This window comes from Mucilaginibacter sp. (genome assembly GCF_036568825.1).
GTDB lineage: Bacteria > Bacteroidota > Bacteroidia > Sphingobacteriales > Sphingobacteriaceae > Mucilaginibacter.
Genome location: NZ_DATCRU010000071.1, coordinates 16,388 through 28,561, shown reverse-complemented (window position 1 = coordinate 28,561; position 12,174 = coordinate 16,388). Strand labels below are relative to the sequence as shown.

Below are 12,174 nucleotides of genomic sequence, written 5' to 3'. Positions count from 1 at the left end.
TGGATTTAAAAATTCAGCCCCCACTTACCGGAGGAATAACGGCAATTTCATCCATTTCAGTCAATAGACCTGTATCTGATGCATATTCATTATTCACAGCCACCATATAGGATACCAGGTGCTTCAGTCGTGGATAACTCTCTTCCAACAATTGCTTTAAATTATGAGTAGTACCATTTTCCGGTAGTTCTACTTCGACGGATGAGCTGCCAAAAATATCCTTTGCAATGCCAAATGCCAGCACGTTTACTTTCATACTGCAAAATTAAGTCAATTCGGTAATATAACTTCGGTTTGGACAGGCTTCTTTTTAAAATACCAATAAAGCGGAATGCCCATTACAGTTAGTACAAGCCCAAATACAGAATTAATGATCGGGCTTTTGCCTAACATGTAGTTGTTGATATCGTTATATAAAGTAATTACGACATACAACATAGAAAAGAAGATAAAAATGATTGGTAGATAAGGGTAACCTTTCAACTTGTAGTGCCGGTGCGCGTCGGGCATTTTTTTACGCAGGATAAAAATTCCGTAGGCTGCAAATCCATAAAATATCCATGAAATAAAGACGAACATGTCCATCAGCATGTCAAACGAACCGATAAACACCAGTAAAACAGCCCATATGCATTGCAATAACAAAGCATTGGCGGGTGTGTGATATTTTGTATTCACCTTACTTGTAAAGGCAAAAAAATTCCTTTCCTCTCCCATCGCATAAATTACCCTGGAAGACGGAAAAAGATTGCCATTTGTCGCCCCTGCGGTGGATAATACCACCATCAAAGCCACAAAACCACCGCCAGCTACTCCCAGCGCTTCATACAACGCGTCAGATGCAACTAATGATGAGCTTTTCATTGTATCTACTGGCAACATATATAAATAGGCTTCATTAGTAAGGGCGTAAATAATGATACAGATGATCAGGCCCATAATTAATCCCCGTGGTATATTTTTTTGCGGATCTTTTATTTCGCCTGACACGAATCCCAGATTATTCCAGCCGTCATAAGCTGCCAATGCCCCGGTTGTTGCTGCAATAAAAGCAGGAATAACCTTCCATAATGAATGGTCGAAGGTTGAAGAGTCGTGCTTCAAATTGAGAAAGCTGCCCTTATCGGAAAAGAAAATAGCGATAACAAGAAAAATAAGCGCGGCCACTTTTAATACAGAAAAAAACACCTGCACTGCTCCGCCTGCTTTCAGGCTTTTTATATTGATCCATGTCAAAACAATGATTATCAACGCCGCAACTGTTTTTACACCTATATTCTCTAATAAATAAAATTTACCTATAAACGGAATTACAAATGGTATGGAATGCTCAACCGATTGGGAAAATCGGGGAAGTTTAACAAAGTATTGCAAATAATCAGCGAATACAAACGCAATTCCTGATATGGAAGCTGTGTTAACTACGATAAAACACGCCCAACCAAAAAGATAAGCAAAGAAATTTCCGTACATCTGCCTGAAATAGGCATACTGCCCGCCAGATTCAGGGATCATACAGCCGACCTCGGCATTGATCATTCCACCAAACAGTGAAACAATACCGGCCACAATCCAAACTAATAACAACAACAAAGGTGAACCCAACTGCGCCGCCATAGTAGCGGGCTTCATGAAAATACTGCTGCCGATCACAGACCCTATCACGATGGATACAGAGGCCCATAATCCTAATTTGCGCTCGAGCTGTGCCATAGGCTATTTATTGATGAATTCGGCTAAAATGCGATGGAAATGATGCGTGCCCTGCTCCCGTGTTACAGAATACCGGCCATGTTTATAAAATCTTGACCGCACACCGCGTTGTACATTCTCCACTATTTCTTCATCCTCCTGCTCTACCTTGTCCAATCCCGATCCTGCTCCTTTGTCTAGTTTGCTCTCATCCAATACATAAGATAAAAACCGAACCCGGCATTCACCTACCGAAATTGGTTCAACCACATTGGCCGACAATCCCCAGGGATAAAAATTGAACATCATATTCGGAAATACCCAGAAATAGTAGGCTGCCACATTTTTACCATAGTCGGGTGAGTCAGTGGGCAGATCAAAACAATCCTTATCCGTCTTTGATAATCCTAACTGCAAGCTTGAATACGGAAAAAAGAGCTCGGTAGCGTATTCTCCAAAATCGATCACAGCATTTAAACCTGAATGCACAAAAGGTATATGAAAGCCCTCGAGGTAATTCTCGCAATACAGCGCCCAATTAGCCTTTACATGAAATGTCCGCGATAGTTCAGGATAAAACTTAAAATCATCCAGCGGCATCCAGCTTACCCGATCAATCATATCCCTGAAAAACAAATCGTGTGGGTAATCGGGGTTGACTGATGTAAATAACCAATTACTCCATTTGAATAAGCTAAGTTGATGCAGATCATCTTCGGCCGCAGGAAAGTTTTTTACCTCCTTAAATTCAGGCATCGACGCAAATTTGCCATCCAGATTAAATAGCCGTCCATGATACCTGCACCTTAAATTGGCCTGTTTACAAGCTTTTTCAGCTACGATATTGCCCCGGTGAGTACAAACGTTTGACAGAAGATTTAACCCACCTGTTTTATTTCGTGTAAGCACAAGTGGCTCATCAAGATAATCAGGTAATAAAGTAAAAGGATATACCTCACTTTTTCCTTTAACTAACTCGACACTACCGATAAACTGCCAGGACGGTGCAAATATCTTTTCGCGGCATTGTTCAAATACCTCGACGCTTGTATAAAAATCAGTATCAAGGGTTTTAGCTATGGAGATATTGGGGTCGACAGAAAATCGGGGCATATCAGCTTGGCTTAAAGCGGTTAAAGCTGTAATTTAGCTGTTATGGAAGACAATATCAAAAAATATGACAATGGTGAAATAACGGTAGTTTGGCAATCACATCTGTGTGCCCATTCTGCCAAATGTGTTAATGGTCTTCCTGCGGTATTCAACCTGCAACAGAAACCATGGATCAACGTCACAGCAGCCGATACTGAAACAATCATCAACCAGGTAAAGCAATGTCCATCTGGCGCTTTGTCATATTTTAGAAATACTGAAAGTTGATTTAAAAGCTCACGTCGCCGTTAGTATAAGCGTCAATACCCACAACGACTGCTATTACAGCAATTACGCCCAGTGCGTTAAGAATATTAGTTCCCGCTGACACCTTCTTTACATAGCTCAAGTCAACACCATTGCTTTTATACCCGACTATATTACCGGTGTGATCGAACATGAAATTGATATAAATATTGGGGGGCTGAGCTGTCGAAATCTGTGTAGAGTCAGTGGAAACTTTTGTGGTATCATTAGTTGATGGAACTTTAGCTATTGGCTGCGAAGTTTTGCCACTCACATCGTGATTATAGATCCATATTTCCGTGCTGTCCGCCATTCTTTTTATATCCGGATTGCCGAAACGCTTAAAAACATCATCTTTGTTATGAAAGCTTTGCATTACCTGCTGATGTGTATACAGTTTTTTGCTGCAGCTGCATAAAAGGACAGACAATAAAATAAAAAATCCGGGTAATGCTTTCTTCATGGTTTAAGCCTCACCCGAATTTACGCAGAAAATAACGTATTTGAATTATTTCTTTACCAGGTAAACCAACTGACCTAAATGATAGCTTAAGTGATTGGTGCGGTTGATCACAATATTCAGCTTATTGCGATGTGGTTCCTTTGCAAAATCTTCTTCTGATACGGCTGTATGGCGTGTAAACCACTCTTCGGGAGCTATCTGGCTCATTTTTTCTGAAAGCATTGCGTTCACTTTATTCCAGTATTCTTTCAACTCAGCAATTGAAGGTTTTTCAAGAGCTGACTCCTCAGGGTTACGCAGAAATATTTCGTCCATCGCCGGATTAAGTCTTTCACCAATCCCCAGAAAGGTAAGCATGCCGTCACTTACAGCAGCTAAGTGTCCCAGTAAATAAACGCCGGTATTTCGCCCCGGTGCTGTCGGAGTTGATAGTTCCTCGTCGCTTAATTTGTCTAGCACCTTGTTCATCCGTCCTACCTGCAGGTCCCAGTTAGACATGACCATTTTGATAAACAGCTCTTTTTCAGAAATAATAGTATTTGTACTCATAATCTTAGTTTTTTTATCAAATATGGGTCACAGCTCTATTAAATACGGACACGCCTGTGTCAACTTTTGTGTTATGATTTCTTTAACAATAGCTGATGTTTCATCTTACTGAAAAACTCAGGCGTTACACCAATGTAGGAGGCTATTTGCTTGGATGGCAGGGTAGTAATGAGCGTTGGGTAACGTTTGCAGAAGTTGTTGTATCGTTCTTCGGCAGTGAGGCTCAGATTGTCAAGCAAACGTTGTTGATACGATACTAGTGAGTTTTCAGTAATGATGCGAAAGAAACGCTCAAACACAGGCACTTTGATGTATAACTCTTCCTGATGAACTTTTGATAAGGTCAATATCTCAGTATCCTCTAATGCCTCAATATCCAGTACACCCGGTTTTTGTGTAATGAGACTGTACATATCGGCTATCCACCAATTCTGCGGCGCGAAATTTAGCACATGCTCATATCCCTCTTCATCAACAGAATACCCTCTCAAACAACCTTGAGTTACAAATGAAGAATAACGACATATCTCACCTGTTTTTAACAACATCTGTTTACGTTTCAGGCTCATAGGTTTCAGCAGAGATACGAAAATCTCTTTCTCCGCTTCATTCAGATGAATGTAGCCCGAAATGTTATGCAGAATAAGGTTAGTTGCCTCCATGGGATAAAGATAACCATCAAGGCAAAAAAATAGCGATAAGTTTAAAACCCATCGCTATCATATTAATGGAAATCGATTGTTATGCTTTTAAAACATGCTGTTCGGCAAGATCTAATTCTTCTTGCGTAACAGTATGAGGGCGGCCTTTATACACTTTATACAGTATATCAGCATTCATTTTTTTCAGTTGAGCAACGGTTTCTTCTACCCTGCTCACCGGTACATGAGGATCAGGATCGCCCGTTGCTATTAGAATTGGTGTTTGAGCAAAATCTCCTGAGTAATTGGATAGTTTCAATTCCTGCCCTATCAGTCCACCTGTAAATGCCATCACCCCACCATATTGCTGACCGTGACGTGCTACATATTCCAGCGCTAAACACGCACCCTGCGAAAATCCCAGGAAATAAATGTTTTTCCTGTCGATACCTTGTTTAGCCAGATCTTCTATTATTTCATCGATCACGGTCAATGCTGAACTCAAAGCAGGTTCATTATTTTCAACCGGTGTCATAAAGCTATATGGATACCAGCTATGTTGAGTCGCCTGCGGTGCGATAATCGCCGTGCCTGCAGGCAATGAAAGATGATCGACCAGTGATAAAATGCTATTTGCCGATGCTCCCCTGCCATGTATCATGATGAGTGCCTTTTTAGCCTGGCTAACCGGCACCCCTGCCGTTATAATTTGTTTGCTGTGCGTGTACATCTCAGGCTAATTTTGGCAAACTTTGTTCAATCTCATCACGGTAGGCTTCATATTGAGCAGGCAATTTTAAGCCACTGCCCAATTCTGCAACCGTTTCATCAACTGAAAATCCGGGATTGTCAGTTGCAATTTCAAACAAAACGCCACCAGGTTCGCGGAAATAAAGTGAATAGAAGTAGTTACGATCTATTTTTTCGGTAATATTCAAACCCATATTCACGATCTTATCACGGTATTGCATCAATACTTCTTCATTCTCCACACGAAAAGCTACGTGGTGAACTGATCCGCCGGCCACATGTCCTGCTATTTCTGCCGGGATTTCCACTATATCAACTATAGCTGCATTTTCAACGGCATCGGTTATAAAACGGTAACGGTTTACTTCCTGCTCTAACAACTTATAACCAAACACATCGGTCAAAATCTTTGCGGTAGCATCCATTTTGTTGGATGTGATGCTGATATGATGAAATCCGCGGGTTGCGTTTTCATCGCTAACTTCATTTGTTGTCCATGGTTCCCTGGTGTCTGGTTGTTTTGGTATTGTGAGTTCAAACTTTAATCCATCTGGATCAAGGAATGAAACATATTCTTCATCAAATTTTATAGATGGTTTGTTATAGATTACATTGTTATCATCCAAACGTTTTACCCAAAAGTCCAAACTGCCTTCGGGAACAGAATAACCGATCTCAGTCACCTGCCTTGCACCCCTCCGTCCGGTTTGTATGCCTTCCCAGGGGAAGAAAGTTAAAATTGTTCCGGGAGTGCCCACTTTATCACCATAATAAAAATGGTATGTATGCGGATCGTCAAAGTTGACGGTTTTCTTTACCATGCGTAAACCAAGTACGCGGGTATAAAAATCAAAATTCTTTTTAGCATTTCCTGCTATTGCAGTGATATGGTGTATGCCTTTAATTCTGTTGTTCATTTTATGAGTTTTACTCCTGATTGTTTTGTTATACAAATTTACTCTGCAAATCACCCTCGCACACTTAATGTAGGTTAAGAAATAAGCGGGATGATATTTTTTAAATCATCCGATAACCACGATACTTTTCTTAATTTCGAAACTCGCCTCTTACGGTACTAACAGATACAATGGAACATAAATTCGACGAGAATACAATCTTTAAAAACATAACGGCTGCTGATCTCGAAGGCAGCGAACGCACTTTTGAGGATTGCCAGTTTATCAATTGCGATTTTTCCTACGCCAATCTTTCGCATATTACTTTTATTAATTGTGTAATGGATACCTGTAACTTGTCACTGATCAAACTGACTGAAACAGGTTTGCAAGGCGTTGAATTTAAAGATTGCAAAATAACAGGCGTCAACTTTGGCGAAAGCAGCAGTTTTTCGCTCGAAGTAAGTTTTAAAAAATGCGTACTGGATTACACCGTATGGCATAAAAAGAAACTTAAGGGAAGCACGTTTGATGATTGTTCTTTTGAGGAAGCTGATTTTAGCGAAGCGGACCTGACCAGCGCTGTCTTTGAAAAATGCAATCTAAACCGAGCCATATTTAACCGGACGATATTGAAAGGAGCAGATATGCGATCAGCCTATAATTTTAATATCGATCCTGAAAATAATACCATTAATAAAGCCAAATTCAGTGCTGATGCTTTGAACGGCTTGCTGATAAAATATAACCTGGTAATTGATTAATCTATGACTGAACACATTATACCCTTTAGCAGTGACAAACTGGTAAAGGTGAAACAGCTGCAAAAAGACTATTACCAGGTAAGTCTGGATCATTCTTTTATCGGCTATATCCGCAAAGTAGGTGGCGGCTGGCAATTGGAGGAATACTCAAAAGTTGAATTGACCGCTGAGAATGTTCAGTTGATTGGTGACCAAATCGATCAGATGCGCTGGCAGTTGACGCAGTTTTAATTGTCTGAACGGGAAAAAGAGGGCTGTCATGCTGAGGCTCTCGAAGCATTGGCGGGTTATGGCCTTTACGCTCACCCTTCGAGTGCCTCAGGATGACACCCTTTCCTATACTATATTAAAACAAAAAAGCCCCGGAAATTTCCGGGGCCTTCTTTTATCAGTCATCATTATTCGGATAATTCCTTTTCGTTTTAGCTCGTTTTTTCAATTCATCAACAGTGATGGTGATCATACGGCCGATCGGTTTATCGCCTCGATACGTGATCACACGAAGCATATAGGCATCTGTTGGTATCAACAACGGTGCTGTATATTTTGGATAAAATTGGTCGGGGAACGAGTTGTCAAATGTATAATGGATATCCAGCCCTTTTATTTCCGTTGACAGCATTACTTCTGTCGTGGTGGTATCAGCACCGGTTTTGGCTGTAATGATCGGGTCATATACACTTGGAGCATATTTGATTTGAGCTTCATCAAAACGAGCGAAGTGCTTTTCAACGCGGCCTGCAAAGTCATCAAAATTACGAACCGATTTAGGCGACCAAACTGCTTCCGCAATAGCAAATGCACGTGGCCAGGTCATATATTCAAGGTGGCGGGTATTGTATACCTGCTCGGTCCACAAGTTAGCCTGCCCGCCAATGATCAGTTTTGAATCAACACTGTCTGGTGCCGGATCGAACTCATAAGCTTTACTCAGACGAAGAGTTGAATAAACACGAGGTTCAATTGCCGGGTCGCCATTCATATAGTCCAGGTAAGCAAAAGTGGTTGGACTCATCACTACTTCGTGACCCATTTTTGCGGCCTGTATACCACCTTTCATGCCTCTCCAGCTCATTACAATGGCATCGGGAGCTAAGCCACCTTCCAGGATTTCATCCCATCCCATAAATTTCTTGCCTTTTGACTCTACGATCTTTTCAACGCGCTTTTCAAAATAGCTCTGTACTTCTTCCTGGGTTTTCAGATTTTCTTTCTGCATCAATGCTTTAACAGCATCACTTTGCTCCCAGAAATTTTTAGCACACTCGTCGCCACCCATGTGGATATATTGGAATGGAAACATTTGCGCAACTTCAGTTAACACTTTATCCAGGAAGTCATATACTTTCTCATTTGCAGGGCATAGCGTATTATCTATTTTTGCTTTTATGCCGTCCTTACCAAAGTCCATAAAGTTTTCACCGGATCTAACCTGGTATTTATCAGCGCCCGGAGTGCAAGATAATTCAGGATAAGCCACAACGGCAGCCAAACTATGACCGGGTACATCAATTTCAGGAAGGATATTTACAAAACGGTCTTTAGCATATTGAACTATATCTTTAATATCTTTTTGTGTATAAAAGCCTCCGTAATCACGCGGCTCGTCAGCTTTTGGAGGAGTGAATGTGCCGAAATAACCCACTTTCTTTACGTTGTAAGCACCAACAGTGGTTAAACGAGGTAAGCTTTTTATCTCGATTCTCCATCCTTCATCGTCGGTTAAATGCAAATGCAACAGGTTCATTTTGTATTTCACCATGTTGTCGATATACTCCTCTACTTCAGCTTTGGTGAAGAAGTGGCGTGCAACATCGAACATTAAACCTCTCCATTTGAAACGTGGATAGTCGGTAATCTCAACGCATGGCGATACCCATTTTACATCGGCCACATATTTATTGCTTACAATTTCTTTGGGAAACAACTGAACCAAAGTTTGAACTCCATAGAACAAACCAGCTGGTTCATTGGCTTTTATGAAAATACCTTTAGGGGTTACTGCTAAGTTATAGCCTTCTTTACCTATAGCGTCATCAGCTTTTTTGTTGAGGATAAGTTTAATGGTTGCAGTTTGGGAACTGCCTAAAACTATCACTTTTGAGCCTGTCGGTACTGAGAAACGCTCCCGTAAGGTAGCGATCACCTCTTTCATTTCCGGACCGGTGCCGGCCTCGATAGTTACTCTTTTTGGTAAAGTAAACTCACCTTCTTTTTGGGTGAGCGATACAGGTTCAGGGATAATAGCAATATTGCCGTCCCTGTTGCTTTGGGCATACGAATGCACAGCAAAAAAGCTTAAGCATAAGAATCCTAAAAGTTTCTTCATTGAAATAAATTTTAAAAAAGATTTACAGTTGGTATGAGCCCGCAAATTAATGTTTTATGGCGACAAACAAAATGTTTTATAGAAGTGTAACAACCTTTTTAAAATTATTTCAAATCTTTTATTTGGCCTGTCCCATAGCATACTTTATTCCGCCTAAAAGATGTTGTAAATACAATGGGTCGGAATAAGACTCATCAGTATGCCCCAACTCGGTATAGAATGCCCTGCCACCGTCATATTCATGATACCAAGCCATTGGGTGATAATCGCCATTTTCACCGCCTGTATAGCTTTTTTCATCAATAGTGATCAGCACATGCAGGCCCTTGGCGATATATTTATAGTTATACCATTCGTCAAATCGCTTCCACTCGGAAGGTAAATGTTTGGTTGCAATGAAATTGCGGTCAACTACGTGCAGTGTTGCTTCCTGTTGCTTAGGGTGACTTTTAAAGTAAGCACCTACAAGATCACCATACCATGGCCAGCCATACTCAGTATCAGTTGCCGCATGCACCCCTACAAATCCATGACCTGAATGAATGTATTGCTGAAAAACCTTTTGCTGCTCATCATTCAATACATCGCCTGTTGTGCTCAGGAAGATCACTGCCGCATATTGTTTTAAGTTAGCCTCAGTAAACTTGGCTGAATTGGTTGTAGTGTCCACATCAAAATTGTTCTCTTGTCCCAGTTTAATAATTGCAGGTATACCTACCGCGATGGAATTATGATGAAATCCTGCTGTTTTGCAGAAGACCAGAACCTTAGGCTTAGCTAATAGATTGCTAAAAGAAAATTGAACTAATACAGCAATAAGAAAGGCAGCTTTCAGGTAGTGTGTTATGTGTTTCATTTTATAGTTAATTAAGTTTGATTAAGTTAATTGGGTTAGATTAAGTTAGGAGATTGATTAACCTAAGACAACTACTTAACTTAATCAACCACTCACCTAATCAACCAACCTCAAATATTTCCTTTCTTCAATTCATCCACAGCAAAATTCGCTGCGCGGGCGGTCATCGCCATATAAGTTAATGACGGGTTTTGGCATGCAGATGAAGTCATCATAGCACCGTCGGTCACAAATACGTTTTTGGCATCCCAAACCTGGTTATGCATATTCAGCACCGAGGTTTTCGGATCGCGGCCCATACGTGCTGAGCCCATTTCATGAATGCCATCACCTACATGGTGGCCGAAATCGTGCGTTTTTACATCTTTCACCCCTGCTATTTCCAGCATGGCTTTTGCTTCGGCTACAATATCCTTACGCATTTTCTTCTCATTGTCTTTTATTTCAGCATCCATTGCTAAAATTGGCAGGCCCCACTTGTCTTTTTTGGTATGGTCAAGAGTGATCTTATTCTCATGATAAGGAAGCAATTCGCCGAACCCACCAATGCCCATTGACCATTGTCCCGGTTCGGTTAATTCGTCTTTAAACTTAGCACCTATACTCAATTCAGCCACATTCCGACTCCAGCCCTCGCGACCCGCACCGCCCTGGTAGCCAAAGCCACGCATATAATCGCGTTTATCACCAAACAGGTTTGTAAATCGTGGTATATAAATACCGTTTGGCCTTCTGCCGAAATAGTATTTATCCTCATACCCTTCCACCCTGCCAGATGCTCCTAAATTATAATGGTGATCCATAATATTATGACCCAGCTCACCACTACTGCTTCCCAAACCGTCTGGCCATACATCAGTTGCCGAATTCATCAACACCCAGGCGCTGTTTAAAGCTGAAGCATTTACAAAAACCACTTTAGCAAGATATTCATACGTTTTATTCGTTTCAGCATCCAATATCTCTACTCCGGTAGCCTTCTGAGTATTTTTATCATATAATATCTTGGTCACAATAGAAAATGGTCTCACCGTCAGGTTACCGGTTTTCATAGCAGCCGGTAAAGTAGATGACTGCGTACTGAAATATCCGCCAAACGGACAACCTTCCCAGCAACGGTTACGGAACTGGCATTGCGTACGACCAGGTATCGGTGCAGTCAGGTTGGCTGAGCGACCGATGATCATGTGCCGGGTGTTATTGTAATGTTTTTTTATCCGATCCGATACATCTTTCTCCACACAGTTCATCTGCATGGCGGGGAGAAAATGGCCATCAGGCAATTGTTCCAAGCCTTCTAACGAGCCATTAACGCCGATAAATTTCTCTACATGATCATACCACGGAGCGATATCTTTATAACGAATAGGCCAGTCGATTGCCCAGCCATCTTTCAGGTTAGCTTCAAAGTCATGATTGCTCCAACGGTAGCTTTGTCGTCCCCACAATATCGATCTGCCACCTAATTGGTAGGAACGCCACCAGTTAAAGGGTTTTATTTCAGTATAAGGTGCGTCAACATCATCGGCCCAATAATTCATATTACCTTCGTTAAGCCCCCAGGCCCTTGCTAGAATCGGGTGACGCTTTTTCTTTTCAAGGGGGACTGAACCGCGGTGCTCAAAATCCCATGGATTGTTGGTAGCAGTTTTGTAATCCTTGATGTGTTCAAAGTTTCGGCCGCGCTCCAGCATAATGGTTTTTAAGCCATGTTCGGTAAGCTCTTTAGCCGCCCAGCCGCCGCTAATACCCGATCCGATTACGATGGCATCGTAAGTGTTTTTTGCCTGTGCCTTGTTGTTGACGTTAATTGAATCTATCGCCATGTTTAAAAAG

Annotated in this window: 14 protein-coding genes; 3 read left to right on the top strand and 11 right to left on the bottom strand. The window is 41.4% G+C overall.

Annotation, left to right across the window (positions count from 1 at the left end):
* Window positions 1-13: 13 nt before the first annotated feature.
* Genes VIM89_RS16095 through VIM89_RS16085 form a run of 3 tightly spaced genes read right to left on the bottom strand, consistent with a single transcriptional unit; the run spans window position 14 to window position 2,805 of the window.
* The gene (locus VIM89_RS16095; RefSeq protein ID WP_488157196.1) at window positions 14-256 is read right to left on the bottom strand and encodes a MoaD/ThiS family protein; all 243 of its coding nucleotides are present in this window, start codon (window positions 254-256) and stop codon (window positions 14-16) included.
* A 14-nt stretch (window positions 257-270) separates the two neighbouring features.
* Window positions 271-1,713: an amino acid permease gene (locus tag VIM89_RS16090; RefSeq protein ID WP_488157195.1), complete on the bottom strand. Its 1,443-nt coding sequence runs from the start codon at window positions 1,711-1,713 to the stop codon at window positions 271-273.
* A gap of 3 nt (window positions 1,714-1,716) precedes the next feature.
* A complete protein-coding gene (locus tag VIM89_RS16085; RefSeq protein ID WP_488157194.1) occupies window positions 1,717-2,805 on the bottom strand; it encodes an aromatic ring-hydroxylating oxygenase subunit alpha in 1,089 nt (362 codons plus the stop codon).
* Window positions 2,806-2,847: 42 nt separating this feature from the next.
* Here VIM89_RS16085 and VIM89_RS16080 point away from each other — a divergent pair, with 42 nt between their 5' ends.
* Window positions 2,848-3,072 carry a (4Fe-4S)-binding protein gene (locus VIM89_RS16080; protein WP_488157193.1) on the top strand — a complete coding sequence of 75 codons (225 nt, stop codon included), beginning with the start codon at window positions 2,848-2,850 and terminating at the stop codon, window positions 3,070-3,072.
* Between the two features lies 1 nt (window position 3,073).
* Here the strand turns inward: VIM89_RS16080 and VIM89_RS16075 are convergent, their stop codons facing one another.
* The 5 genes from VIM89_RS16075 to VIM89_RS16055 form a co-directional block, all read right to left on the bottom strand.
* Complete coding sequence (locus tag VIM89_RS16075) at window positions 3,074-3,553, bottom strand: hypothetical protein (RefSeq protein WP_488157192.1); 480 nt, start codon at window positions 3,551-3,553, stop codon at window positions 3,074-3,076.
* A 45-nt stretch (window positions 3,554-3,598) separates the two neighbouring features.
* Complete coding sequence (locus VIM89_RS16070) at window positions 3,599-4,102, bottom strand: DinB family protein (protein ID WP_488157191.1); 504 nt, start codon at window positions 4,100-4,102, stop codon at window positions 3,599-3,601.
* Between the two features lie 71 nt (window positions 4,103-4,173).
* Window positions 4,174-4,764 carry a Crp/Fnr family transcriptional regulator gene (locus tag VIM89_RS16065; protein WP_488157190.1) on the bottom strand — a complete coding sequence of 197 codons (591 nt, stop codon included), beginning with the start codon at window positions 4,762-4,764 and terminating at the stop codon, window positions 4,174-4,176.
* A gap of 79 nt (window positions 4,765-4,843) precedes the next feature.
* Complete coding sequence (locus VIM89_RS16060) at window positions 4,844-5,473, bottom strand: alpha/beta hydrolase (protein WP_488157189.1); 630 nt, start codon at window positions 5,471-5,473, stop codon at window positions 4,844-4,846.
* A gap of 1 nt (window position 5,474) precedes the next feature.
* Entirely contained in the window at window positions 5,475-6,410 is a 936-nt protein-coding gene (locus tag VIM89_RS16055; protein WP_488157188.1) for a ring-cleaving dioxygenase, read from the bottom strand.
* A gap of 170 nt (window positions 6,411-6,580) precedes the next feature.
* On the opposite strand from VIM89_RS16055, the gene VIM89_RS16050 reads away from it, so the two are divergent.
* Together VIM89_RS16050 and VIM89_RS16045 are read left to right on the top strand one after the other, a co-directional pair.
* Entirely contained in the window at window positions 6,581-7,153 is a 573-nt protein-coding gene (locus VIM89_RS16050) for a pentapeptide repeat-containing protein (RefSeq protein ID WP_488157187.1), read from the top strand.
* A gap of 3 nt (window positions 7,154-7,156) precedes the next feature.
* Entirely contained in the window at window positions 7,157-7,384 is a 228-nt protein-coding gene (locus VIM89_RS16045; protein ID WP_488157186.1) for a hypothetical protein, read from the top strand.
* A gap of 157 nt (window positions 7,385-7,541) precedes the next feature.
* Here VIM89_RS16045 and VIM89_RS16040 read toward each other — a convergent pair whose 3' ends face one another.
* From VIM89_RS16040 to VIM89_RS16030, 3 genes are all read right to left on the bottom strand, one after another.
* Complete coding sequence (locus tag VIM89_RS16040) at window positions 7,542-9,482, bottom strand: beta-N-acetylhexosaminidase (RefSeq protein WP_488157185.1); 1,941 nt, start codon at window positions 9,480-9,482, stop codon at window positions 7,542-7,544.
* A gap of 118 nt (window positions 9,483-9,600) precedes the next feature.
* Window positions 9,601-10,338, bottom strand: a complete 738-nt coding sequence (locus VIM89_RS16035) for a ThuA domain-containing protein (protein WP_488157184.1) — start codon at window positions 10,336-10,338, stop codon at window positions 9,601-9,603.
* Between the two features lie 110 nt (window positions 10,339-10,448).
* Complete coding sequence (locus tag VIM89_RS16030) at window positions 10,449-12,164, bottom strand: GMC oxidoreductase (protein ID WP_488157183.1); 1,716 nt, start codon at window positions 12,162-12,164, stop codon at window positions 10,449-10,451.
* Window positions 12,165-12,174 lie beyond the last annotated feature (10 nt).